Origin of the sequence: Pseudomonas sp. Choline-02u-1 (genome assembly GCF_002836515.1) — a bacterium.
Lineage (GTDB): Bacteria > Pseudomonadota > Gammaproteobacteria > Pseudomonadales > Pseudomonadaceae > Aquipseudomonas.
Genome location: NZ_PJBC01000067.1, coordinates 115,321 through 137,871 on the forward strand (window position 1 = coordinate 115,321; position 22,551 = coordinate 137,871).

25 protein-coding genes and 2 pseudogenes are annotated in these 22,551 nt (G+C 59.3%); 19 read left to right on the forward strand and 8 right to left on the reverse strand.

Going from position 1 to position 22,551, the window contains the following annotated elements; all coding sequences use genetic code 11:
- Complete coding sequence (locus CXF97_RS26770) at positions 1 to 303, forward strand: hypothetical protein (protein WP_101162443.1); 303 nt, start codon at positions 1 to 3, stop codon at positions 301 to 303.
- Between the two features lie 12 nt (positions 304 to 315).
- Complete coding sequence (locus CXF97_RS28125) at positions 316 to 456, forward strand: hypothetical protein (RefSeq protein WP_157830934.1); 141 nt, start codon at positions 316 to 318, stop codon at positions 454 to 456.
- A 39-nt stretch (positions 457 to 495) separates the two neighbouring features.
- On the opposite strand, the gene CXF97_RS26775 is transcribed toward CXF97_RS28125, so the two are convergent.
- Positions 496 to 954 (reverse strand): DNA methylase, encoded by a 459-nt coding sequence (locus tag CXF97_RS26775; RefSeq protein ID WP_371918399.1) that lies wholly within the window; start codon positions 952 to 954, stop codon positions 496 to 498.
- Positions 955 to 1,086: 132 nt separating this feature from the next.
- Here CXF97_RS26775 and CXF97_RS26780 point away from each other — a divergent pair, with 132 nt between their 5' ends.
- Positions 1,087 to 2,670 (forward strand): sensor domain-containing diguanylate cyclase, encoded by a 1,584-nt coding sequence (locus CXF97_RS26780; RefSeq protein ID WP_101162445.1) that lies wholly within the window; start codon positions 1,087 to 1,089, stop codon positions 2,668 to 2,670.
- 3 nt (positions 2,671 to 2,673) lie between these two features.
- Here the strand turns inward: CXF97_RS26780 and CXF97_RS26785 are convergent, their stop codons facing one another.
- Complete coding sequence (locus CXF97_RS26785) at positions 2,674 to 2,910, reverse strand: hypothetical protein (protein ID WP_101162447.1); 237 nt, start codon at positions 2,908 to 2,910, stop codon at positions 2,674 to 2,676.
- A gap of 164 nt (positions 2,911 to 3,074) precedes the next feature.
- Here CXF97_RS26785 and CXF97_RS26790 point away from each other — a divergent pair, with 164 nt between their 5' ends.
- The 3 genes and pseudogenes from CXF97_RS26790 to CXF97_RS26800 form a co-directional block, all read left to right on the forward strand.
- Positions 3,075 to 3,518 carry a TspO/MBR family protein gene (locus tag CXF97_RS26790; RefSeq protein ID WP_101162448.1) on the forward strand — a complete coding sequence of 148 codons (444 nt, stop codon included), beginning with the start codon at positions 3,075 to 3,077 and terminating at the stop codon, positions 3,516 to 3,518.
- Complete coding sequence (locus tag CXF97_RS26795) at positions 3,461 to 4,498, forward strand: alpha/beta hydrolase (protein ID WP_101162450.1); 1,038 nt, start codon at positions 3,461 to 3,463, stop codon at positions 4,496 to 4,498. Before CXF97_RS26790 ends, CXF97_RS26795 begins: the two co-directional genes overlap by 58 nt.
- 36 nt (positions 4,499 to 4,534) lie before the next feature.
- Positions 4,535 to 4,735 (forward strand): annotated as a pseudogene (locus tag CXF97_RS26800) (glutathione S-transferase family protein); the annotation flags it as partial.
- 39 nt (positions 4,736 to 4,774) lie between these two features.
- On the opposite strand, the gene CXF97_RS26805 reads toward CXF97_RS26800, so the two are convergent.
- Complete coding sequence (locus CXF97_RS26805) at positions 4,775 to 5,785, reverse strand: NAD(P)-dependent alcohol dehydrogenase (protein WP_101162453.1); 1,011 nt, start codon at positions 5,783 to 5,785, stop codon at positions 4,775 to 4,777.
- Positions 5,786 to 5,942: 157 nt separating this feature from the next.
- Here CXF97_RS26805 and CXF97_RS26810 point away from each other — a divergent pair, with 157 nt between their 5' ends.
- From CXF97_RS26810 to CXF97_RS26820, 3 genes and pseudogenes are all read left to right on the forward strand, one after another.
- Complete coding sequence (locus tag CXF97_RS26810; RefSeq protein ID WP_101162455.1) at positions 5,943 to 6,857, forward strand: LysR family transcriptional regulator; 915 nt, start codon at positions 5,943 to 5,945, stop codon at positions 6,855 to 6,857.
- A gap of 225 nt (positions 6,858 to 7,082) precedes the next feature.
- Complete coding sequence (locus CXF97_RS26815; RefSeq protein WP_101162457.1) at positions 7,083 to 7,376, forward strand: hypothetical protein; 294 nt, start codon at positions 7,083 to 7,085, stop codon at positions 7,374 to 7,376.
- Between the two features lie 168 nt (positions 7,377 to 7,544).
- Positions 7,545 to 7,856 (forward strand): annotated as a pseudogene (locus CXF97_RS26820) (helix-turn-helix transcriptional regulator); the annotation flags it as partial.
- Positions 7,857 to 7,860: 4 nt separating this feature from the next.
- Here the strand turns inward: CXF97_RS26820 and CXF97_RS26825 are convergent.
- Positions 7,861 to 8,316 (reverse strand): GNAT family N-acetyltransferase, encoded by a 456-nt coding sequence (locus CXF97_RS26825; RefSeq protein WP_101162700.1) that lies wholly within the window; start codon positions 8,314 to 8,316, stop codon positions 7,861 to 7,863.
- A 133-nt stretch (positions 8,317 to 8,449) separates the two neighbouring features.
- On the opposite strand from CXF97_RS26825, the gene CXF97_RS26830 reads away from it, so the two are divergent.
- Positions 8,450 to 8,863, forward strand: coding sequence for a PaaI family thioesterase (locus CXF97_RS26830; RefSeq protein ID WP_101162459.1), 414 nt, complete (start codon positions 8,450 to 8,452; stop codon positions 8,861 to 8,863).
- An 11-nt stretch (positions 8,864 to 8,874) separates the two neighbouring features.
- Here CXF97_RS26830 and CXF97_RS26835 read toward each other — a convergent pair whose 3' ends face one another.
- The gene (locus CXF97_RS26835) at positions 8,875 to 9,333 is read right to left on the reverse strand and encodes a helix-turn-helix domain-containing protein (RefSeq protein WP_101162461.1); all 459 of its coding nucleotides are present in this window, start codon (positions 9,331 to 9,333) and stop codon (positions 8,875 to 8,877) included.
- A 93-nt stretch (positions 9,334 to 9,426) separates the two neighbouring features.
- Between CXF97_RS26835 and CXF97_RS26840 the strand changes: the two genes are divergently transcribed.
- Positions 9,427 to 10,368, forward strand: a complete 942-nt coding sequence (locus tag CXF97_RS26840; RefSeq protein WP_101162463.1) for an aromatic alcohol reductase — start codon at positions 9,427 to 9,429, stop codon at positions 10,366 to 10,368.
- Positions 10,369 to 10,390: 22 nt separating this feature from the next.
- Here CXF97_RS26840 and CXF97_RS26845 read toward each other — a convergent pair whose 3' ends face one another.
- Positions 10,391 to 11,284, reverse strand: coding sequence for a LysR family transcriptional regulator (locus tag CXF97_RS26845; protein WP_101162465.1), 894 nt, complete (start codon positions 11,282 to 11,284; stop codon positions 10,391 to 10,393).
- Positions 11,285 to 11,379: 95 nt separating this feature from the next.
- On the opposite strand from CXF97_RS26845, the gene CXF97_RS26850 reads away from it, so the two are divergent.
- Entirely contained in the window at positions 11,380 to 12,546 is a 1,167-nt protein-coding gene (locus CXF97_RS26850; RefSeq protein ID WP_101162467.1) for an MFS transporter, read from the forward strand.
- A gap of 12 nt (positions 12,547 to 12,558) precedes the next feature.
- Here CXF97_RS26850 and CXF97_RS26855 read toward each other — a convergent pair whose 3' ends face one another.
- Positions 12,559 to 13,734 carry a DNA-binding transcriptional regulator gene (locus tag CXF97_RS26855; RefSeq protein ID WP_101162469.1) on the reverse strand — a complete coding sequence of 392 codons (1,176 nt, stop codon included), beginning with the start codon at positions 13,732 to 13,734 and terminating at the stop codon, positions 12,559 to 12,561.
- Positions 13,735 to 13,909: 175 nt separating this feature from the next.
- On the opposite strand from CXF97_RS26855, the gene xylA reads away from it, so the two are divergent.
- The 4 genes from xylA (at position 13,910) to CXF97_RS26875 (ending at position 19,221) form a co-directional block, all read left to right on the forward strand.
- The gene (gene xylA / locus CXF97_RS26860; RefSeq protein WP_101162471.1) at positions 13,910 to 15,226 is read left to right on the forward strand and encodes a xylose isomerase; all 1,317 of its coding nucleotides are present in this window, start codon (positions 13,910 to 13,912) and stop codon (positions 15,224 to 15,226) included.
- 147 nt (positions 15,227 to 15,373) lie between these two features.
- Entirely contained in the window at positions 15,374 to 16,375 is a 1,002-nt protein-coding gene (gene xylF / locus CXF97_RS26865) for a D-xylose ABC transporter substrate-binding protein (protein ID WP_101162473.1), read from the forward strand.
- Positions 16,376 to 16,527: 152 nt separating this feature from the next.
- On the forward strand, positions 16,528 to 18,084 hold the full coding sequence (gene xylG, locus CXF97_RS26870) for a D-xylose ABC transporter ATP-binding protein (RefSeq protein ID WP_101162475.1): 1,557 nt from the start codon (positions 16,528 to 16,530) through the stop codon (positions 18,082 to 18,084).
- A complete protein-coding gene (locus CXF97_RS26875; RefSeq protein WP_101162477.1) occupies positions 18,085 to 19,221 on the forward strand; it encodes a sugar ABC transporter permease in 1,137 nt (378 codons plus the stop codon).
- A 267-nt stretch (positions 19,222 to 19,488) separates the two neighbouring features.
- Here CXF97_RS26875 and CXF97_RS26885 read toward each other — a convergent pair whose 3' ends face one another.
- Entirely contained in the window at positions 19,489 to 19,707 is a 219-nt protein-coding gene (locus tag CXF97_RS26885) for a hypothetical protein (protein ID WP_101162478.1), read from the reverse strand.
- Between the two features lie 442 nt (positions 19,708 to 20,149).
- Between CXF97_RS26885 and CXF97_RS26890 the strand changes: the two genes are divergently transcribed.
- From CXF97_RS26890 to dctP, 3 genes are all read left to right on the forward strand, one after another.
- Positions 20,150 to 20,407, forward strand: a complete 258-nt coding sequence (locus CXF97_RS26890; protein ID WP_101162480.1) for a DUF6555 family protein — start codon at positions 20,150 to 20,152, stop codon at positions 20,405 to 20,407.
- Between the two features lie 96 nt (positions 20,408 to 20,503).
- On the forward strand, positions 20,504 to 21,169 hold the full coding sequence (locus CXF97_RS26895) for an SOS response-associated peptidase family protein (RefSeq protein ID WP_101162482.1): 666 nt from the start codon (positions 20,504 to 20,506) through the stop codon (positions 21,167 to 21,169).
- A 367-nt stretch (positions 21,170 to 21,536) separates the two neighbouring features.
- The gene (gene dctP, locus CXF97_RS26900) at positions 21,537 to 22,532 is read left to right on the forward strand and encodes a C4-dicarboxylate TRAP substrate-binding protein DctP (protein ID WP_101162483.1); all 996 of its coding nucleotides are present in this window, start codon (positions 21,537 to 21,539) and stop codon (positions 22,530 to 22,532) included.
- Positions 22,533 to 22,551 lie beyond the last annotated feature (19 nt).

The window sequence follows — 22,551 nt, forward strand, 5'->3', positions numbered from 1 at the left end:
ATGAAAAGCAGCAAAGTCACGGCACTGACCTCTGAACATTTTCAACGCTTGATGGAGCACGCGTACGCTGGTTTTGAGCTCGACTGCAAACAGGCCTGTCGAGGAATGAAAGTCAGCATGGCGGTGAATGTATTCGGCTTGGGTACGCTGCTGCCGAATAACTTCGCCGACGAGACCGAAGTTCCGCCTTCCGACGAGCCAGCAACAATCGACGACGCCTCGCCCACGATGCCAGTGGTTGCCAGGCGCGCATTGGCGGCGCGCACCCGATCACTCGACGTGGCTGAAGGATTTCATCGTTAACGGGAGGACTACATGAAAACGCTTGAAAACCGGAAGTCACCCTTCATGCCGATCGTCGCCCCTGGACTCCAGTTTGTGCTGGGCAGCGCGATATTCGCCGGCGGAACGCTGATCATGATGAGCGAACTGGCGGGGAAACTCATTGCGCCGTGATCCTGGCGTCGCGGCCTCGGGCGTACACAATTCGCACATTCAGAACAGCACAGCAGCCGCTTCCCTCATGAAGATCTCGACGGTCTTCGGCCCTATCCCCTCGAACTCGGACAGGCGCTTCTCCAGCGCCTTACGATCCGCGCTTGCCGCCACGATGTGACCGACCTTACCGGCGTATTCGCTGTTGAGCTTGTTTGCCAACGCGAGTAATCGCGACGCCGTGCTCTCGTCGTAACGCACGTAACGCGCCTGCCCCAGCATTGACACCAGTTGACGGTGAGTACACTGCGCAAGCTTTTGCGGCGTGTCTTTGTGATGCTGCTCTACTATGACTTGATACGCCTTCGCTGCGATCGCACCTTGAATCCTCTTGCCCATCAGAAAACTGGCAAGCAACCATTTGAACAGGCCGGTTTCGCTGGGGTTTTGCAGATCGATGTTCAAGTCACGGGCCGTGATGATTCCACTCACAAGTCTCTCCTCAAAGAGCGCTTCCATTGGAGATATAGACCCGACAAGGCTTGGAACGATCCAACGGCCGCCGCTTGGCCAGGGCAATAGATTGAATTCCAAGGGGAGAAGGAAGGTCATCTTTCAGAGATGCGAGATGACAAGCATAAGGATCTTCAAATGCTCGGTTGCAAACTGCCCGACACGAAAGGGCATGACGCCGCACAACCCGCTCCCATCAAAGCTTCCAGCGAGATAGCCGCTTTCCGCCTGACCGTGATCTTCATGCTGACGGTCATTCTGGCGTTTCTGGGTGTCGAAGGATGGCGGACGTGGCGTGACTACCATTCTGCGTTTTCGTCTGCCCGCAATTCAGTCACCAACCTCGCTCGGGCAACGGCGCAGCATGCCGAGGACGCCATTCGCCAGGTAGACGTGTTGACCGCCGCGCTGGGCGAGCGCGTGGAAGGCGATGGCTTACAAAACATCAACGTGCCTCGCATTCACAAGCTGCTGGTCCAGCAAGCCAAACTCATGCCGCAGTTGCACGGCCTGTTCATCTATGGCCCGGACGGGCAGTGGATTGTCACCGATAAGGAAATTATCCCGGACCCGGCCAACAACGCCGACCGCGATTATTTCCAGTACCACCGCACCCACACCGATCGAAGCGTGCGCATCGGTGATGTCGTCAAAAGCAAATCCACGGATGACCTGATCATCCCGATTTCCCGCCGCTTGAATAACCCGGACGGCTCGTTCGCCGGCGTGCTGCTGGGAACGATCAAGGTCAGTTACTTCGTCGACTATTACGGCGATTTCAAGATTGATGACAAGGGTGCACTGGTACTGGCGTTGCGCAATGGCACCATCCTCGTACGTCGGCCCTTCATCGCCTCGGTGATCGGTCAGAGTCTCGCCGACAGTGAAGTGTTCAAGCGCTACCTGCCCTTATCCAACCAAGGTATTGCCGAGGTCCGGGCCATCGTCGATGGCACCCCGCGTCTGTATGGCTACCGAGCCTTGACCACGTACCCACTGGTGGTGGAAACCGGACTTTCTCGCGAATCGATCATTGCGCCATGGCGTTGGGACTTGATCAAAACCGGATTCGTGCTGTTGTCGGTGATCACCGCGTTCACGGTTTTCGGATTGATTGTTCTGAGGCAACTGCGCCAACGGATGGTGATGGAAAAGGATCTGCGCAAGGCGCACCAGGCGATGAAGGACATGGCGTTGACCGACAGCCTGACCGGACTGGCCAACCGCCGCCGTCTGGACACTGCGCTGGCCGACGAGATTCGCCTGGCCAGACGCCAGGGTTCGTCGATTTCATTGATCATGCTCGACGTTGATCACTTCAAACTCTACAACGACACCTACGGGCATGCGGCAGGTGACGACTGCCTGGCCGCTGTCGGCCAAGCGATTGCGCGAGCGGTCAAGCGACCGGGTGATCTGGCCGTGCGCTATGGCGGCGAGGAGTTTTCCGTGTTGCTGCCCAACACCGATATTCGAGGGGCGGCGCTTGTGGCTCAGGACATACTTCAAACCGTTCGATCCCTGGCGCTCGAGCACAAGGCGCATCCGCTGGGTCACGTCACTGCCAGTGCAGGCATTGCAGTGGCCAAGCCTGCAGACGAGCACGTCACCCCCGCCACCCTGATCGAGTCGGCCGACAAGATGCTTTATGCAGCGAAGCAACGAGGGCGGGATCGCTATTGCAGTGGCGGGGACAGCGGCCTGGAATGCGAAGGGCCGTGAAGGTCAAGCAGTCCGGCTGATCACCCGAATATCCGTCAAACCGACGCGCTCAGCCTGCTCAACAACCTGCTCTGGCGTCGAGTCTGCCGTGGGCATGACCAGGCTGTTCTCCGCATCGCCCAGATGCAGTTCCAGTAGATGCATCGCTGCATCGTGCTCGGCCAGTTGCGCTTCCTTGAGTTCGAGCAGATAAGTACGAGGCTCGCCGTTGAATCGATATTCGATGTGATGGGTGTACATGATGTCGTCCGCGTCGGTGGGTAAATGGCAGTGTTTATCCTGACGCAGCAGTCAGCTTTTAGTTCAACCTCGCTGCCAAATTGCATGTTCAAACAAACTTTTTGCGCAGCGAAGCGTCCTCTTCTTAACTCTCCATAACAGCTGATCACAGCTAAGGACTGGCAATGACCTTTTTCATTTTCCTTCTGGCCTGCGCGGCGGCGGCAACCACCGGCGTGATGTTCAAACCCGGCCCGTGGTACGAATCGCTGACTAAACCCTCTTTCACCCCGCCCAACTGGGCCTTTCCCGTAGCGTGGACGATCATCTACTTGCTGCTGGCCTGGGCCGGTTATCGCCTGAGCCTGATCCCCGGCAGCCAAACGGTGCAGGCCTTGTGGGCCGCGCAAATCGCCCTGAACACGCTGTGGACGCCGGTGTTCTTCGGTGCACATCAGGTGCTGGCGGCGCTGGTGATTCTGGCGGTGCTGTGGGTGGTGGTTGCGGTGATGGTGGTACTCGCCCTGCAACTTGACGTGGTCACCGGGCTGATCCTATTCCCGTACCTGGCATGGCTGAGCGTCGCGGCGGCGCTGAATTGCTCGATCCTGATGAAGAATCGCCTGTGAGCGATTTTCCATGGCCACAAGGCGAGCGCGAGCTGGCGCAGATTCGTGCGTTCAACAAAAAGCTCGCCTGGCTGCCGCGGTTCAAGATCCGCAACCGGCTCACGCCACGGCTGATCCAGGCGTTGATGCGCGCGGGTCAGGTGGGTGGTGGCCGCAGGCTGCGCCAGCATGGGCTGGCGGCTGAGTGCAAGACCATCGACACGGTGCCGGTGCGGATTATCCGCCCCAAGGGCAAAGCCAAAGGCGTGGTGCTGGATTTCCATGGTGGCGGCTGGGTGATCGGCAATGCGCAGATGGACGACAACTTCAACATTGCCATCGTCAACACCTGCGACGTGGCGGTGGTGTCGGTTGATTATCGGCTGGCCGTGTCGACGCCGATCGAGGGCTTGCTGGAAGACTGCCTGCGCGCCACTCGCGGCATTTTGAACGGTGGTGAGTTTGCGGGTTTGCCCGTAGTTGTCGTCGGTGAATCGGCTGGCGGGCATTTGGCAGCGGCCACCCTGCTCGCCCTCAAATCTTCGCCGCAGCTGCTGCACCGGATCTGCGGTGCGCTGCTCTACTACGGCGTCTATGACCTGACCGGCACGCCCAGTGTGCGCACCGCGCCGGCCGATACTCTGGTGCTTGACGGCCCGGGAATGGTCGAAGCGTTACGCCTGCTTACCCCCGATATCAGCGATGAACAACGACGTCAGCCCCCGCTGTCGCCGCTGTATGGCGACTTCAGTGGGCTGCCACCAGCGCTGCTGTTTGCCGGTGAGCTCGATCCGCTGCGCGATGACACGCTGCTCATCGCCGAGCGCTGGCAACACACGGCGCCGGTGGAAATGTATAGGCTGCCGGAGTGTCCGCATGGGTTCATTCACTTCCCCACAGCCACTGCTGACCATGTGCTGGCTTACAGCCGGCAGTGGATCTCGGCACGACTGGCAAGCTACTTGGCGAAATCCGCCGACATCAGCCCAGCGCTTTCGTAGCTGCCGATCAATTCATCAAACAATGCAATGTCCCCTCGTCATCAGCCGCTCGTGGCCGGCACCAGTTTTTCCATGGCCGATATTGCCGTGTTGGGCGCAATGATCTTCTCGGCGCTGGTTGAGCTGGAAGTCCCCGAAGACTGCACAGCACTGCGCGAATGGCACGCGCGCATGCAGCAACGCCCGAGTGTGCAGCAATGGCGCGCGATGGTTGAGCCCGGCGAACCGCAAACCTGAAACGAGAAAAAAGGCGCCTTCCCTGGCGCCTCACTTGCTTCAGCCCACCTTGATCACAACCTTGCCAAACGCCCCTTTCGCCAGATGCTCATAGGCCTCGCGCGCTTGTTCAAACGGATACACATGGTCTATCACCGGGCGAATGTCGTGCTCGGCGAGGAACACGTTCATCCGGTCGAACGATGAACGCGGTGCTACCGCAATGCCGCGAATCGTGGTCTGGCGGAAGATCAGCGGCATCAGGTTCAGCTCGACTGTCTGCCCTGTGAGAAAGCCGATCTGCGCAATCCGCCCCGAGGCCTTGGTCGCTGCTACCGACTGATTGATGCCATTGCCTCCCGCCACATCGAGCAGCAGATCCACACCCTTGCCGTCAGTGAGTTTCAGCACCTCGTCCGCCCAGTTCGGCGTGGTGCGGTAGTTGATACCGGCGACAGCACCCAGACGTTTTACCGCATGCAGGTTGTCATCGCTGCTTGAGGTTGCGATGACTTTGGCGCCCAGCGCCGTGGCGATCTGTACGGCGAAAATCGATACGCCGCCGGTGCCCTGCACCAACACGGTCTGGCCCGGTTGGATGGCACCGAAATCGACCAGTGCGTACCACGCGGTGAGCGCGGCGATCGGCAGCGTCGCCGCCTCTTCATCGCTCATGTTGGCCGGCGCGCCGACGGCACTGTCCTCGTGGATGATCATGTATTCGGCGAGGCCTCCGGGCAGCGGCGAGCCGAAGCAATAATCCGGCTCATTCGGTCCCGGCTCGCCGTCCAGCCAGCGCGAATACAGATGCGAATTGACCCGGTCGCCAATCTTGAAGCGGGTAACGCCGTCGCCGATGGCAACCACGGTACCAGCGGCATCGCTTACCGGGATCAGCGGTTTCGGCACCAGGTGCGGCTCATAGATGCCGTCAACGATGGCCTTGTCGCGAAAATTCAGCGAGACCGCGCCGACCTTGACGAGCAGTTCGCCAGCCTTGGGCTGCGGCGTTTGCGTCTCGCCCGGTTGCAGATTGTCGAGCCCGAAATCTTTCAGTAACCACGCTTTCATGATGAGTCTCCAAACGCGTTATTGGCCACAAACCCTGAGCAGGTTTGCCTTGGGCCCATGATTGGCTTTTATGCCAACGCAATAAATGCTTGGAAACAGACAGGATTGTTCTACTCTGAGGCAACAAAGCCAGACACTGAAGCTCACCGGGAAAGTCATGGAATTACTGCAATCGATGCGCCTGTTCGCCCGACTGGCGGAGCTGGGCAGTTTCACCAAAGCGGCGCAGTCACTGGATATCGGCCGGCCGCAGGTCACTCGCTATATTCAGGAGCTGGAAACCTCACTCGGCGTGCGCCTGTTCCAGCGCACTACGAGGAAAGTCGCACTCACCGCCGAGGGTGAACTTTTCTATCAGCGGGTACAGGAAATCCTGGCCGAGATCACCGCCGCCACCACGATGTTCGATCGCACCGGAGCCACGCTGTCCGGCCGACTGCGTATCGATATCCCCACCGCGTTCGCGCAGCTGGAATTCATCAAAAGCCTGCGCGAATTCACCGACGCCTACCCCGGCATCGACATGGTGCTGGGCGTCACCGATCGCACGGTTGATCTGGTCGGCGAAGGCATTGATTGTGCGCTGCGCATCGGCGAGTTGCCTGATTCAACCCTGATCGCCCGCCCCATCGCGCAGGCGACCATGGTCACCTGCGCCGCGCCCGAGTATCTGCGCGAGCACGGCACACCCGAAACGCTTGCAGAGCTGGCGAACCATCAAGGCGTTAACTTTTTGTCTGGCCAGAACAACCGCACCTTGCCCTGGCAGTTTTCAGTTGAGGGCAAGCAGAAAACCTGTGTCAGCCGCAAAGGCATTACCGTCACCGAGTCGAACGCCTATGTGCAGTGTGGCGTGTCGGGCTTCGGCATTATTCAGGCACCGGGTATCGCGGTGGCCGAGCATCTGGCCAGCGGAGCATTGGTAGAGATCCTGCAACCGCTGCGCCCCGCGCCTCGGCCAGTATCGCTGCTGTACCCGAGCCGCACGCATTTGCCGGCGCAGGTACAGATGTTTATCGAATGGCTGCAGGTGCGGTTTGTGCAGTTACATGCGGGGTGGGTAGAAGGCTGAATCTGACGTTACCCTGCAAGTTCTGCAGTCAGCACATCTACGATTTGAAATCGATGGCTGTTTTCAATCAGGCAGAATCAGGCAAATCGCCAACAGTATCCGCCTAACGCCACCGGCGTCCTGCCCCCTAATCTGAACCCATGCAGAACACACCACTGCAACGGGTTAACCAGAGACTGATCTGAACGACCCGGACCTCAATCCCATTTGACCGGAGTCACCGCCATGAAAACTGTAAACCGACTGATCGCCGTCGCGGCCTTCGCCCTCAGCGCCAGCGCATTCGCCCTACCGAGCAATCAGGAAGAGCGTTTCTTCACCCGGGTCAGCGAACCACAGCAGACCTTTGCCGCCGATGGTTCGCAGCGTACGCCCCAGGGCCAGGCGGTGGCTGAAGACGGTTATGACAAGACCCCGCAAGGCCAGGCCATCGCTGCCGACGGCTCAGACCGCACCCCATTGGGTGAGGCTCTGGCCGCTGATGGATCGGACCGCACACCGGGTCGTCGCGCAGCCTAAGCGCGTGTTGCCAAGAGGCGAAAGTCCTGCGGGTTTGAGACCTGCAGGACTTTCCCGCTTTCTGGGCGCCAGCGCTAAACAACTGGATTCAGAACCTTGTTGATAGGATCAGGCAATACTTCGATCCGATCCGGCATAGTCCAACAGCGTCATATCACCATGCCGGGGATCGCCTCCCTGGCCGAGGAAGCGCAGATGAGCATGCCGAATTTTCATCTGCACTTTCGCAAGGTCACCGATTCCTCGCCGATGCAGTATTTGAAGTCGACGCGATTGCACCAGGCGCGACTGCTGATGCTGCGTAACGACCTGACTGCGGCAAAAACTGCCTTTCCGGTCGGCTACGAAAGCGCCTCGCAATTCAGCCGCGACTTCAAACGCCTCTTCGGCCGCACGCCGCTCGCGGAAGTGGCGTGGATGAAACAGGCCTATGCGCTGCCGGCACCGACGACTGCTTCGCCGTTTGTGTCGTCGCATTGACGGTCTAACGTTTCAACGTTTTCGCCATGATGATCGTGCGCTCCGTCTGATGAAGTTCATCTCTGATCTTCTTGAAGCCAAGCGAAGCATAAAAGCCTTCTGCGGTGATTGAGGAAGGAACGCGCAGCAGTTCGAAACCAGCGTCCACGGCCAGGGACTGAATGCGCTCCATCAATTGCCTGCCAATACCCATTCCCTGAAAGTTCGGGTCGACAAATACACTTCGAACAACGTCTCGATCGAGACTCGCCGTTGCGACGATTTGACTGTCGAGCGCAGCGACCAGCACCTGACGTTCAGCCAACAAGCGAAGGATCTTCGAGGGCGAAAAACTTTCCATCACTCGATCAAGGATTTCGGCTGGATAGTCGCCAGCATTACTCTCACGGAGCGTCTTGATGATCGTTTTACTGATAGCCGGCGCATCCGCATCTTTTGCGATTTGAATTTGAATATTCACCCGTGGCTCCTTGCCTGTCAGTGTCATGTCTCGCGCACTTATCGCAGTAAATTCCACATACGCATAGTGCTTGCCCCGTCTTGCGATTCCTCGCTCAATCGCACAGGTCAGTCCCCCGTAGCAGGATGGGAACATGAACATCACGGCCATTGCCGAAGGCTTCACTCCATTCACCCGCAGCAGCCCGTTGCTGGATCTGCTCGGCCCGATCTACGCAAGGGGTCAGGGGCTGCAATTGGAACTGGGCTTGCTGACCGACTCCCGCCACGCCAATGGTCGCGGTACTTTGCATGGCGGTGTATTGGCGACTTTGGCCGATGTCGGCATGGGCTACGCCATGGCCTTCTCCAGCGATCCGCCGCAGCCGTTGATCACGGCGAGCATGACCCTGGATTATCTCGGCGCGGTGCACATCAACGAATGGCTCGAAGTGCGTCTTGAGTACTCCAGAAAAGGACGTCAACTGGCGTTTGCTGGCGTCAGTCTGCATGTCGGTGAGCGAACGGTCGCGCGCGCCAGTGCCGTGTTCGCCGTGCCGACGAGTTAAAGCGCGAACCATCAGTCTGACGCTTCAGAAGCGTCCAACGCCGGCACAGGAATTTGCCAGGAAGGTTTCCTGCCGGTCTGGCTATCGAATGTACGTCGTGCTTCACGGAACCCCTCGACGTTTTCCACCACCCAGGTCCAGATCGGCGACATCCGCACCAGCAGTCCCATACCCAATGGCGTGAGTTCGTACTCGACGTGCGGCGGCACCTGGTCGAGCTCTCGCCGGGTCAGCAGGCCGTCGCGTTCCAGCGCACGAAGGGTTTTGGTCAACATGCGCTGAGTCACGCCGGTCATCTGCCGTTTGATCTCGGCATGGCGCATCGTGCCGTACACACCCAGAGCATGGAGGATGCCCAGAGACCAACGGCTGCCGGCGTGAGCGAGAACTTCGCGACGCACGCCATCATCGTCTCGTCTGAGCGTCTGGCAGATCGCTTCTGCCTCACTGAGCGCTTGCTGATCAGTCATTTCTTCACCTGGTATCACGCGTGTGCCTTCTTCTGAATGCTGCCCGATCGTGCCAGCATTTGCCGATCTTACATGCAGATCCCAGGAGACATCATGACCGAATCGACCACCCCTTCCCCGCAATCCATTCTCGTCCTGGGCGCAGGTGAGCTCGGCCTGCCGGTGTTGCGCAACCTTGCGCGCGTGGCAAAGCGCTCGCCCGGCAGCACGATCAGCGTCCTGCTCAGGGCCTCGACGATCGACAGTCAGGTGCCGGAAAAGAAAGCCGATATCGATGAACTGCGCAGGCTCGGCGTGCACATGGTGGCGGCAGATCTGGTCAACGATTCGATCGAACAACTGGCCGAAGTCTTCGCACCGTTCGATACCGTCATCGGCTGCGCCGGCATGGTCGCTGGTCGCGAGACGCCGATGAAGCTGGCGACCGCCGCGCTCAAGTCCGGCATCAAGCGCTACTTTCCCTGGCAGTTTGGCGTAGATTTCGAGGTGATCGGCCGGGGCAGTCCGCAGGATCTGTTCGATGCTCAGCTCGACGTGCGCGAACTGCTGCGCGCGCAGGACAAAACCGAATGGGTGATCATCTCGACCGGCATGTTCACCAGTTTCCTGTTTGAGCCAGTGTTTGAAGTCGTTGATTTTGAGAATGGCGCTGTCAACGCCCTGGGCAGCCTGGACACCAGCGTGACGCTCACGACCCCGGGCGACATCGGTAAGCTGACCGCAGAAATCGTTTTTTTCGAGCCGCGCTTGCGCAACGAGATCGTGTATCTGTCTGGCGACACGCTGACCTATGGACAGGTTGCGAGCCTTCTCGAACGCGTGCTCGGGCGGCCCTTCAAGCGTAACGTCTGGACAGTGCCGCACCTGATGCAGGAACTGGAAAAAGACCCTACGCATCACATCAAAAAGTACCGCGCGGTGTTTGCCCAAGGTCGAGGTGTGGCGTGGCCGAAAGCGGGTACGTTCAATGAGCAGCAGACGATACAGGTCACGACGGCCGAGCAGTGGGCGCGGGAAAATCTTGCGAACGAGTGAAAGCAAATGCCGCGCAGCACGCCTATATCCGATGCTGCTCCAGCAAAAAATCCACAAACAACCGCACCCGCACCGGCATCGCTGCGCCGCCGACGAACACCGCATGAATCGGTTCCTCATCGCCGGGGTTCCACGCTTGCAGAAGCGCGATCAGCGTGCCGCGCTGCAAATCCTCCCTGACGGTGAACTCGCCAATGCGCGCAATGCCGGCGCCGAGTCGGGCGAACTGGGCCAGTGCTTCGCCGCTGCTGCATTCAATGTTGCCGCTGACCTTCAGGGAAAATTCCTTGCCGTCGCGGATGAACGGCCAGTTGGCTTCGGCACGGCGGAAGTTGAAGCGCAGGCAGTTGTGTTTGAGCAGGTCTTCGGGTTGCTGAGGCGTGCCGTGGCGTTGCAGATAGTCAGGCGATGCCACCACGACCTGGCCGGTGTGGCCGAGCCGGCGCGCGGTGAGTGGGCTGTCGGGCAGATGGCCGAAGCGGATGGCAACGTCCGCCTGACCGGCGAGGATGTCGACGACTTCGTCGCCAAGGCTGAGGTCGACGACGATGTTCGGGTAGCGGGCGGTGAAGGCTGCGACCAGCGGCACAATGGTCAGCCGTCCATGGCCAAGGGCGGCACTGACACGCAAGCGGCCCTTGGGTACGCCTTGATCGGTAATGGCTCCTTCCACTTCGTCCATGTCGGCCAGAATCCGCCGGGCACCGCGCAGGAAGGCCTCGCCCTCGGCGGTGAAAGTCAGTGCGCGGGTGGTGCGCAACAAAAGACGCGTGCCCAGTCGCTGTTCGGCGCGGGCGATGATGCGACTGACCGCCGAGGGTGTCAGCCCCAATGCGCGCGCGGCCGCCGATAAGCTGCCCTCCTGCGCCACGGTGACGAACACGCTCATTTCGCCTGACCTGCCGTTGAAGTCCATTCGTGCCTCTTGCGCAAAGGTGATTGCCAAAATCGCTATCTACCGCCTTAAAACGATGGATCGTAGCATTGGCGGCATAGATGAGGAGACTTTCCATGCGTATCAATCCACCACTTGTTGCACTCGCTGTAGGCGCCTTCGGCATCGGCGTGACCGAGTTCGCGCCGATGGGCATGTTGCCCGGCATCGCTGCCGATCTCGGCGTTTCCATTCCCGCTGCGGGGTTGTTGGTCAGCGCCTACGCCTTGGGCGTATTGCTCGGCGCGCCGCTGATGACCCTGACCACCGGCAAGATCCCCCGGCGCTACCTGCTGATCGGGCTGATGGCGATTTTCACCCTGGGTAATCTGATGTCGGCGCTGGCCACCGATTACTACAGCCTGATGGTCGCCAGGGTGATCACCTCGCTCAATCACGGCGCATTCTTTGGGGTTGGCTCCGTGGTCGCCGCCAGCGTGGTCGCGCCGGAAAAACGTGCCGGCGCCGTGGCGGCGATGTTCATGGGCCTGACGTTGGCGACTATCGGCGGTGTGCCGCTGGCGGCCTGGTTTGGTGAGCTGTTTGGCTGGCGCACCGCGTTCTGGGGCATTACCGGCCTCGGCGTGCTGACCATGATCGCCTTGTGGTTCGCCCTGCCCAATCTGAAAGCAGAGCAAGGCGCCGGTGCATTGGCGGAAATACGTGTATTGGGCCGAGGTCCGGTGCTGGCCGCGCTGGCCCTGACCGTGGTCGGCTCAAGTGCGATGTTCACCGTGTTCACCTACATCGCACCGATTCTCAGCAGCGAAACCCACGCCTCCGCCGCGTTCATCACCGCCATGCTGGTGCTGTTCGGCGTCGGTTTGACCTTGGGCAACATGTGGGGTGGCAAGGCGGCTGACCGGTCGATCGACCGCACCCTGATCGTGTCGCTGAGCGCATTGATTGTAGTGTTGCTGGCGTTCACTGTGCTGATGCGCTGGCCGCTGCCGGCCGCCGTCGCCATTCTGATCTGGGGTTTCGCCAGCTTCGCTCTGGTGCCGCCGCTGCAGATGCGCGTGATGGAAGCGGCCAAGGACGCGCCGAATCTGGCTTCGGCGGTAAACATCGGTGCGTTCAATTTCGGCAACGCGATCGGCGCGGCGCTGGGTGGCGCGGTGATCAATGCCGGGCTGGGTTATCCGGCGATTTCTCTGGCCGGGGCGGCGATGGCCGCTCTGGGCCTGCTGATGGTGCTGGCGTTTGCCTGGCGCTCCAGAGCCAGTGCCGCTGCGCTGGCGTAAGTCTTCGCAGCGCTACGCCCCGCCCTGCTGATATTCGCGGGGCGTGCAGCCGAACTCGCGACGGAACACCGTGTGCAGATATTGCGCAGACTTGAAGCCGCAGGCCTGGGCAATGTCGGCAATCGCAGCATCGGTGTTTTTCAAACCACTGGTGGCCGCCGCCAGTTTGAAACGCAGAATCTCGTCATGCACGCTGCAACCGCGCTCGGCGCGAAAATGCGCTTCCAGTGATGAGCGCGACACGCCGACATAGGCCGCCACTTGTGCGGTCTTGATGCCCTGGCAGGCATATTGGCGGATGAACAGCAGCGCTTGCATCACGTAGGGATTGCCCAGCGGCTGATGCAGGCTCGACACCTGCACATTGACCGCGTCCGGCGGAATCAGGATTTGCGTGCCGGTGGACGGCATGCCGTGGAGCATCTGGTGCAGCAGCTGCGCGGCGGTGCGGCCCATGGTTTCGGTGCCTTGAATCACCGAGCTCAGCGGCACACGCGTCAGGCTGCGGGTCAGCGGGTCGTTGTCGATGCCAATCAGCGCGACCTGCTCCGGCACGGCGATGCCGGCGGTCAGGCAGGCTTGCAGCAACTGCCGGGCACGGGCGTCGCTGACGGCGATGATACCGATCGGTTTGGGCAGGCTGTGCAGCCAGGCGATCAGTTGTTCGACGGCGCTGTCCCATAGCGGTGCGCTGGTGCCCATGCCGCGATAGACCTCAGCGTGCAGGCCGTCGCGCTGCATCAGTTTACGAAAGGCTTTTTCCCGCTCCTGCGCCCAGCGATTGGCTTGCGCCTGCGGCAGGCTGAAACAGGCAAAGCGCTGCAGCCCCGCCTCGACCAGATGCGAATACGCCAGGCTGATCAAGGCATTGTTATCGGTGGCGACGTAGGGAATCGCTTTCGGATAGGCGCGCGCATCCTCGTAGGAGCCGCCCACCGCCACCACCGGTAAATGAATATCGGCCAGCGCCTCGCCGATCAGTGGATCGTCGAAGTCGGCAATGATGCCGTCACCCTGCCAGCGCTCGATGCCCTTCAAGCGGCAGAGAAAATCCTCCTCCAGAAACAAGTCCCAGGAAGCGCGGGTGCTGCTCAGGTAGTTGCCGATGCCGCTGATGATTCCACGGTCGTAGATCTTGCTGCCGTTGAACAACAGGGCAATGCGGTGCACGGGCGGTAAGCTTTTCATTGTTTTTAGGCTGTTCCGGGCCGCCTTGTCGCGGCGACGATGGACACAGACTAGGCGCGAAGCCGCCGAATCTCAATACGCAAAATCGCACTCGCTGTTGAGGCTTTTCATAATCAGCAGGTGCGGGGCCGTTGCTAGTATCGAGACACCGCCAAGAACAACAAGGACAACGTCCATGCAGTATTTCCCCCATATCGAGCCGGTTCGCTACGAAGGCCCGAACAGTGATTCGCCCCTCGCTTTCCGCCACTACGACGCCGACAAACTGATCCTCGGCAAACCCATGCGCGAACACCTGCGCATGGCCGCCTGCTACTGGCACACCTTCGTCTGGCCGGGCTCCGATGTGTTCGGCGCCGGCACCTTCAAACGCCCCTGGCAACGCAGCGGCGAGCCGATGCAACTGGCCATCGGCAAGGCTGAAGCGGCGTTCGAGTTCTTCAGCAAACTGGGCATCGATTACTACTGCTTTCACGACACGGACGTCGCCCCCGAAGGCAACTCGCTGAAGGAGTACCGCGAACACTTCGCGCAAATGGTCGATCGCCTAGAGCAGCATCAGGAACAGAGCGGCATCAAGTTGCTCTGGGGCACGGCCAACTGCTTCAGCAATCCGCGTTTTGCCGCCGGTGCTGCGAGCAATCCGGATCCGGAAGTATTCGCCTGCGCTGCCGCACAAGTATTCAGTGCCATGAACGCAACGCATCGCCTCAAGGGCTCCAACTACGTGCTGTGGGGTGGCCGCGAAGGCTACGAAACCCTGCTTAACACCGATTTGAAACGCGAGCGCGAACAACTCGGGCGCTTCATGCGCATGGTCGTCGAACACAAGCACAAAATCGGTTTCACCGGCGACCTGCTGATCGAACCCAAGCCGCAGGAGCCGACCAAGCACCAATACGATTACGACAGCGCCACGGTGTTCGGCTTTCTCCAGCAGTACGGCCTGGAGAAGGAAATCAAGGTCAACATCGAGGCCAACCACGCGACCCTGGCCGGTCACAGCTTCCATCACGAAATCGCCACCGCCGCCTCGCTGGGGATTTTCGGCAGCATCGACGCCAACCGTGGCGATCCACAGAACGGCTGGGACACCGATCAATTCCCCAACAGCGTCGAAGAAATGACCCTGGCAACCTATGAAATTCTCAAGGCCGGCGGCTTCAAGAATGGCGGTTTCAACTTCGACTCCAAGGTGCGCCGTCAGAGCCTCGACGAGATCGACCTGTTCCACGGTCACGTTGGCGCCATGGACGTCCTTGCCCTGTCGCTGGAACGCGCCGCCGCGATGGTTGAGAACGATCAACTGCAAACCCTCAAGGATCAACGTTACGCCGGCTGGCGTCAGCCGTTCGGGCAAGCGGTGATGGCAGGCGATTTCAATCTTGAGTCGCTGGCCGAGCACGCGTTCACCAACGAGTTGAACCCGCAAGCCGTCAGTGGCCGCCAGGAAATGCTCGAAAATATCGTCAACCGTTACCTCTATCGCTGATTGCCGAGACCCTCTGCCGACGCAACGACGCTGTGACAATTGCACGACAATTCTGTGCCTGCTGCGCCGGCAGATTCTCTACAGTTCTACCAGCCCGATTCATCGTCAGGCCGTGTCTTTCCAACAAAAATAAAAGGACGCACCACCATGAAGAACCTGAAACGTACGCTGTTGGCCAGTGCCCTGGCGCTGCTGGCCCTGCCGGTAATGGCTGACGCTACCCACCCGAAAATCGGTTTCTCGATTGATGACCTGCGCCTGGAACGCTGGTCGCGCGATCGCGATTACTTCGTCGCGGCGGCGGAAAAAATGGACGCCAAAGTCTTCGTGCAATCGGCGGACGCCAACGAGCAGAAGCAGATTTCGCAAATCGAAAACCTGATCTCTCGCGGCGTCGATGTCATTGTCATCGTGCCATTCAACGCCACGGTGCTGACCAACGCCGTCGCCGAAGCGAAGAAAGCCGGGATCAAAGTGGTGTCTTATGACCGGCTGATTCTCAACGCCGATGTCGACGCCTACATTTCCTTCGATAACGAAAAGGTCGGCGAAATGCAGGCCAGCGGAGTGCTGAAAGCAGCGCCCAAGGGCAATTACTTTCTGCTAGGCGGTGCGCCGACCGACAACAACGCCAAGATCCTGCGTGAAGGCCAGATGAAGGTGCTGCAACCGGCCATCGACAAGGGCGATGTCAAGATTGTCGGCCAGCAATGGGTCAAGGAATGGAACCCGACCGAAGCGCTGAGCATTGTGGAAAACGCCCTGACCCGTAACAACAACAAAATCGACGGCATCGTCGCCTCCAACGATGCCACCGCCGGCGGTGCGATTCAGGCGCTGGCCGCCCAGCAACTGGCCGGCAAAGTGCCGATTTCCGGGCAGGACGCTGACCTCGCGGCGGTCAAACGCGTGATCGCCGGCACGCAAACCATGACCGTATACAAACCACTGAAACTCATCGCGTCCGAAGCGGCCAGGCTCTCGGTGCAACTGGCACGCAACGAGAAACCGGCCTACACCTCGCAGTACGACAACGGCAGCAAAAAGGTCGACACCATCCTGCTGACACCCACGCCGTTGACCAAGGACAACATCGACTTGCTCGAACAGGACGGCTTCTACACCAAGGCACAGATTGCCGGGCAGTGATCCTTTGGTTATGAGGAACCTTGTGGGAGCGAGCTTGCTCGCGAAGACGCTGGTTCAGCTTGCATCGTGAACGAATGTGCTGACGCCTTCGCGAGCAAGCTCGCTCCGACAGGTTCCGTGTTTTCTGAGCCCCTGGAATACGAGCCCTGGTTATGTCCGACTATCTGCTGCAAATGAACGGCATCGTCAAGACCTTCGGCGGTGTCAAAGCGCTCAACGGCATCGACATCAAGGTTCGGCCCGGCGAATGCGTGGGTCTGTGTGGCGAGAATGGTGCCGGCAAGTCGACGCTGATGAAGATCCTCTCGGCGGTCTATCCCCATGGCACCTGGGACGGCGAAATCCTCTGGGACGGCCAACCGCTCAGGGCGCAATCAATCAGCGAAACCGAAGCCGCCGGCATCGTCATCATCCATCAGGAACTGACCCTGGTGCCCGATCTGTCGGTGGCCGAAAACATCTTCATGGGCCATGAGCTGACGCTGCCCGGCGGGCGCATGAACTACCCGGCGATGATCCACCGTGCCGAAGCCTTGATGCGTGAATTGAAAGTGCCGGACATGAACGTGTCGCTGCCGGTTTCGCAGTACGGCGGCGGCTACCAGCAATTGGTGGAAATCGCCAAGGCCCTGAACAAACAGGCGCGTCTGCTGATTCTCGATGAGCCCTCCTCGGCCCTGAGCCGCTCGGAAATCGAAGTGCTGCTCGACATCATCCGCGACCTCAAAGCCAAGGGCGTTGCCTGCGTCTACATCTCGCACAAACTCGATGAGGTCGCCGCCGTATGCGACACCATTTCGGTGATCCGTGACGGCAAACACATCGCCACCACCGCCATGACAGACATGGATATTCCACAGATCATCACGCAGATGGTCGGCCGCGAAATGAGCAATCTTTACCCCAGCGAGCCGCATGAGATCGGCGAGGTGATTTTCGAGGCGCGCCACGTCACTTGCTACGACGTCGACAACCCCAGGCGCAAACGGGTCGACGACATTTCCTTCAGCCTCAAACGTGGCGAAATTCTCGGGATTGCCGGGCTGGTCGGGGCCGGCCGGACCGAATTGGTGACTGCGCTGTTCGGCGCTTACCCCGGGCGTCACGAAGGCGACGTCTGGCTGGACGGCCAACCGATCGACACGCGCACGCCGCTCAAGGCGATCCGCGCCGGCCTGTGCCTGGTCCCTGAAGATCGCAAGCGCCAGGGCATCATTCCCGACCTCGGCGTCGGCCAGAACATCACCCTCGCCGTGCTCGAGAGTTATTCGAAAATGACCCGCATCGATGCCGAAGCCGAGCTGGGTTGCATCGACCGGGAAATCTCCCGTCTGCATCTGAAGACCGCAAGTCCGTCCCTGCCGATCACCAGCCTGTCGGGCGGTAACCAGCAGAAAGCCGTTCTGGCGAAAATGCTGCTGGCCAAACCGCGCGTGCTGATTCTCGACGAGCCGACCCGAGGCGTGGACGTCGGCGCCAAGTACGAGATCTACAAGTTGATGGGCGCGCTGGCCGCCGAAGGCGTGTCGATCATCATGGTTTCGTCGGAGCTGGCCGAAGTGCTCGGCGTGTCCGACCGCGTATTAGTGATCGGCGAGGGCCAGTTGCGCGGTGACTTCGTCAACCATGAGCTGACCCAGGAACAAGTACTCGCCGCCGCGCTCAGCCAGCCCGGCAGCCATAACAATAACGATTGGAAAACCGCGTAAATGAATCAGGTCAAACAACTGTTCACCCGCTACAAGATGCTCGCGCTGGTATTTGCCGTGGTGCTGATCTGGCTGTTCTTCAGCTGGCAGACCGAGGGCGGCTTCCTCACCCCGCGTAACCTTTCCAACCTGCTGCGGCAGATGTCGATCACCGGAATCCTGGCCTGCGGCATGGTGCTGGTGATCATCAGTGGCGAGATCGATTTGTCGGTGGGCTCATTGCTAGGCCTGCTCGGTGGTCTGGCGGCAATACTCGACGTGGTTTATCACATTCCGCTGCTGGCGAATCTGAGTCTGGTCGCCCTGTGCGGCCTGATGATCGGCCTCGCCAACGGCTACATGGCGGCATACTTGCGCATCCCGTCCTTTATCGTCGGCCTGGGCGGCATGTTGGCGTTTCGCGGGATTTTGCTGGGGATTACCGGCGGCACCACCATTGCCCCGGTCTCGCCGGAGCTGGTCTACGTCGGCCAGGGTTATCTGCCCCACGCGATCGGCACTGGCCTGGGTATTGTGCTGTTCGTGCTGACGATTTTTCTGACCTGGAAACAACGGCGCAATCGCGCCCTGCATGGCCTGGCGGCGCATTCACTGGTGCGTGATGTTGTTCGCGTGCTGGTGATCGGCGCGGTGCTCGCCGGTTTCGTCCAGACCCTCAACAGCTACGACGGCATTCCGGTGCCGGTGCTGCTGTTGCTGATCCTGCTCGGGGTGTTCAGCTACGTCACCAGCCAGACCGTGTTCGGCCGCCGGGTCTACTCGGTCGGCAGCAACATGGAAGCAACGCGCCTGTCGGGGATCAATGTGCAGGCGGTCAAGCTGTGGATCTTCGGCATCATGGGCGTGATGTGCGCCCTCGCCGGCGTGGTCAACACCGCACGCCTCGCCGCCGGCTCACCGTCCGCCGGGAGCATGGGCGAACTCGACGCCATCGCCGCCTGCTTTATCGGCGGCACCTCCATGCGCGGCGGTTCCGGCACCGTTTACGGCGCCCTCCTCGGCGCGCTGGTGATCACCAGCCTGGACAACGGCATGTCGATGCTCGATGTGGATAGCTACTGGCAGATGATCGTCAAGGGCAGCATTCTGGTGTTGGCGGTCTGGGTGGATGTGAGTACGCGCACGGCGCGGCGTTGACAGCGATGTCGTGGATTACATTATTGATTTACTGGCCCATCGCATAGGCGTTTTTGTACTGGGTTATTGAGCGGCGGGCGGTTCAAGGGTGAGCGTGGCTTTGCCTGGGTTGGACAGCAATAATTGGCGGAGCAATCTTGTGGAAGCCCTTCGTGGTTTTTATTGCTTGGCTGATTGATCGCAGCACCAACAGTGATCAATAAAACGACAAATCAAAACTGATGGGCATCGGCATGTCCGGCGCCCCGCTTTACTTGAAAGCCGACATCAGCGCTTCGCCGGGGGCTTGAACTGACGATCAATCACCAGCATCTTCGCGGCGCACAGGGCCAAACGCTCGTCGATCACCCGCTCCTGTTCGGTTTGGAGACAGGTCTCACAAAGCCCCGCATGGCCGGCGCTTGCCTTGTAACGTTCTGCTTGCAGCGAGGTTTTGTACAGCTTATTGCAATTTGTACAAGTTTGACGCAGGTCGTCGTTTTCCATGGCCCTTCTTCCTGTCAAGGCACAATCGGGTCATCAACCATTACATGAGGCGAATTAAACTTGTATAGAAAAAATTTCGATTGCCGCTTCGTTTGCAAGACTTCCTGATTAACAGAACCTTCAGAGTACTTGCACTTGCGTGCCAACTTAGTTGTATCAACTGCGAAATTGCACGGTTCTGCTTAATAAACGCAGCAATATTCATCATGAAGAAAAATAATCTTTAAATGCCACCATCGGCATCTAACTTCATTTGATTTTGTCGTTCCGCTTAGCTTCTTTCCACAAACTAGCTCAGTGAAAAACAAAAGTTCCTTATACCAGAAGCGCGGTCTGTATAACTTATTTTCAACCGATACGAACGCATGTCGAGTTGTTAGAAAAATCTATGAATTTCCTGGCACGAGGGGCATCCCTCTTTCATGAGCAACAGGAGAGCCTCATGAGCCAGACAGATTTGTACATGATCAAGTACCGACTCCACGGTGTGCCCAAATCCTTCATTATCCGCGCCAAATTGATGAACAACGCGGATGCCTGGCAGTGGGCAAGTTGCGACGCCGGGTTGACGCCGATTCCCAAGCCCGGCCGGCCTCCGTTGAAACGGTTCTCGAAACCCATGGCCGAGCGTTTCGGCGTCACCGAGGTGCAATGGCACGAGTCGAAGGCGGTGTGCTGGGACGAGGATCTGGCGATATGAATATCCTGCGCCGCCCGCCTGTCCCAGAGCAGCACAACATCACAAACGCCCGAGGTGCGTGCAGTGCACAAAGCCCTGCCGACCAGGAGATTCGCCATGTGTGAGTACATCGTTCAACACGCCGCAGCGCACCAAATGGCTTTTCTTCTGGTCACCGGTGAGACGGCGAACGTAGATGCACAAGTCGGGTTGGCAGAAGACGACACTTCAGGCGAAGCACCGCCTGAGCGGCGTAATCTGATCAAACCGGGTATGCGGGTCCATGGCATCTATCGCCGCGACGGGACTCTGGACTGCTTGCCGGTACGCTGGGGGTGGTCACCCAACTGGTCGATGGGCACGCTGCCACCGCTGACTCATCTGCCGCTGCATCTGGTCATGCGTTCGAGGGTGTTTGACCGAGTCAAACACAACGGGCGCATGCTCGTCGCAGTGGAAGGCTGGTATGAGGCCCTCGACACCGGAATGTCGATCCATTCGCGCAACCTTGCCTACACCACAGCGCGCGAGCCTCGGCCGATTTTTCTCGCAGCGCTCGCTCAGGTCAGCAAAACCTATAACAGTTGTGATGGCTTGGCACTGATCACCCATGAAGATGCCGAGATGAAACGACAGCGTCTGTTGGCGTTCACTGCTCAGGATGCGCTGGAATGGTTGCGCCCGGATCTTGAGTGGGCGCAGGCACATCTATTGGCCGCGTACAGAGCCGTGCTCGAGCATCAGCTTGAACATGTGCTGACCTCGCAACGGGGACTGCGGTAGCCCGAATGTCAAAGCGTTCACGGCGTTTTTGCTTGAACTGTTCCCAGCAACTACGACATGGGATGAGCTCATCGGAAATATTGTGAAACATTGAGCGCTGAGCCTCGCCTTGATGAGTTAAACCGGATCTCGAAATGCAAGCCGCGTGGCGCAATGTCACGAGGAACGGGCAGCGACTGGACGCATGCCATGTCCTGAAGAGTTCCTGGTTGAAGGCGCGAGACCAACCCTGCGTTGATGTTTTGCGCTTTCTCGCCAGTTTTCCCGGCAAATCAGATATTTCTGCCTAGACTTGAGCATGTCCCGGCATTCGAACGCGTCCCGCGCATAGAGCTGTTACTACAATAAAAAAAGAGGAATAACCCAGATGCTCAGATCTCTGTTCAGCGCACTTGCCTGCGCTTTGGCGGTAAGCAGCATGAACCCGGCCATGGCGGCAGACCCGGTGATCATAAAGTTTTCGCATGTCGTCGCTGACCAGACGCCCAAAGGTCAAGGTGCGTTGCTGTTCAAGAAACTGGTGGAAGAACGCTTGCCAGGCAAGGTCAAGGTCGAGGTCTACCCTAACTCCTCGCTCTTTGGTGACGGCAAGGAAATGGAAGCACTGTTGCTCGGCGATGTGCAGATGATTGCGCCATCGCTGGCCAAATTCGAGCAATACACCAAGACCGTCCAGCTCTTCGACCTGCCCTTTCTGTTTGATGACATCAACGCTGTCGATCGCTTTCAGCTGAGCCCGCAGGGTCAGGGTCTGCTCAAATCCATGGAAAGCAAAAACATCACCGGCCTGGCTTATTGGCACAACGGCATGAAACAACTGTCGGCCAACAAGCCACTGCGTGTACCGGCTGATGCGCGCGGCCTGAAGTTCCGGGTACAGGCCTCGGCGGTACTGGAGGAGCAGTTCAAGGCAGTGCGCGCCAATCCGCGCAAGATGAGTTTTGCCGAGGTGTATCAGGGGCTGCAGACCGGCGTGGTCAACGGTGCAGAAAACCCCTACTCGAACATCTACAGCCAGAAAATGCATGAAGTGCAGAAATACATCACCGAGTCCAACCACGGTGTACTGGACTACATGCTGATCACCAACACCAAATTCTGGAACGGCCTGCCACCGGACGTGCGCAGCGAACTGGACAAGATCGTCGTGGAAGTCACCACTCACGTGAACAAGGAAGCCCAGCAACTGAACGAGGGTGACAAGCAACGCATCCTTGCAGCCAAAACCACGGAAATCATCACGCTCACCCCAGAAGAACGTGCGCAATGGCGCGATGCGATGAAACCGGTGTGGAAGAAGTTCGAAGGCGAAATCGGTCCTGAGCTGATCTCTGCCGCCGAAGCCGCGAACCAGGCGCAATAATCGCACGGCAGGCGCCGCC

Coding starts and splice junctions, on each gene's coding strand:
- CXF97_RS26770 (WP_101162443.1), top strand. CDS start 1: ATGAAAAGCAGCAAAGTCACGGCACTGACCTCTGAACATTTTCAACGC.
- CXF97_RS28125 (WP_157830934.1), top strand. CDS start 316: ATGAAAACGCTTGAAAACCGGAAGTCACCCTTCATGCCGATCGTCGCC.
- CXF97_RS26775 (WP_371918399.1), bottom strand. CDS start 954: ATGGAAGCGCTCTTTGAGGAGAGACTTGTGAGTGGAATCATCACGGCC.
- CXF97_RS26780 (WP_101162445.1), top strand. CDS start 1,087: ATGCTCGGTTGCAAACTGCCCGACACGAAAGGGCATGACGCCGCACAA.
- CXF97_RS26785 (WP_101162447.1), bottom strand. CDS start 2,910: ATGTACACCCATCACATCGAATATCGATTCAACGGCGAGCCTCGTACT.
- CXF97_RS26790 (WP_101162448.1), top strand. CDS start 3,075: ATGACCTTTTTCATTTTCCTTCTGGCCTGCGCGGCGGCGGCAACCACC.
- CXF97_RS26795 (WP_101162450.1), top strand. CDS start 3,461: ATGGCTGAGCGTCGCGGCGGCGCTGAATTGCTCGATCCTGATGAAGAA.
- CXF97_RS26805 (WP_101162453.1), bottom strand. CDS start 5,785: ATGAAAGCGTGGTTACTGAAAGATTTCGGGCTCGACAATCTGCAACCG.
- CXF97_RS26810 (WP_101162455.1), top strand. CDS start 5,943: ATGGAATTACTGCAATCGATGCGCCTGTTCGCCCGACTGGCGGAGCTG.
- CXF97_RS26815 (WP_101162457.1), top strand. CDS start 7,083: ATGAAAACTGTAAACCGACTGATCGCCGTCGCGGCCTTCGCCCTCAGC.
- CXF97_RS26830 (WP_101162459.1), top strand. CDS start 8,450: ATGAACATCACGGCCATTGCCGAAGGCTTCACTCCATTCACCCGCAGC.
- CXF97_RS26835 (WP_101162461.1), bottom strand. CDS start 9,333: ATGACTGATCAGCAAGCGCTCAGTGAGGCAGAAGCGATCTGCCAGACG.
- CXF97_RS26840 (WP_101162463.1), top strand. CDS start 9,427: ATGACCGAATCGACCACCCCTTCCCCGCAATCCATTCTCGTCCTGGGC.
- CXF97_RS26845 (WP_101162465.1), bottom strand. CDS start 11,284: ATGGACTTCAACGGCAGGTCAGGCGAAATGAGCGTGTTCGTCACCGTG.
- CXF97_RS26850 (WP_101162467.1), top strand. CDS start 11,380: ATGCGTATCAATCCACCACTTGTTGCACTCGCTGTAGGCGCCTTCGGC.
- CXF97_RS26855 (WP_101162469.1), bottom strand. CDS start 13,734: ATGAAAAGCTTACCGCCCGTGCACCGCATTGCCCTGTTGTTCAACGGC.
- xylA (WP_101162471.1), top strand. CDS start 13,910: ATGCAGTATTTCCCCCATATCGAGCCGGTTCGCTACGAAGGCCCGAAC.
- xylF (WP_101162473.1), top strand. CDS start 15,374: ATGAAGAACCTGAAACGTACGCTGTTGGCCAGTGCCCTGGCGCTGCTG.
- xylG (WP_101162475.1), top strand. CDS start 16,528: ATGTCCGACTATCTGCTGCAAATGAACGGCATCGTCAAGACCTTCGGC.
- CXF97_RS26875 (WP_101162477.1), top strand. CDS start 18,085: ATGAATCAGGTCAAACAACTGTTCACCCGCTACAAGATGCTCGCGCTG.
- CXF97_RS26885 (WP_101162478.1), bottom strand. CDS start 19,707: ATGGAAAACGACGACCTGCGTCAAACTTGTACAAATTGCAATAAGCTG.
- CXF97_RS26890 (WP_101162480.1), top strand. CDS start 20,150: ATGAGCCAGACAGATTTGTACATGATCAAGTACCGACTCCACGGTGTG.
- CXF97_RS26895 (WP_101162482.1), top strand. CDS start 20,504: ATGTGTGAGTACATCGTTCAACACGCCGCAGCGCACCAAATGGCTTTT.
- dctP (WP_101162483.1), top strand. CDS start 21,537: ATGCTCAGATCTCTGTTCAGCGCACTTGCCTGCGCTTTGGCGGTAAGC.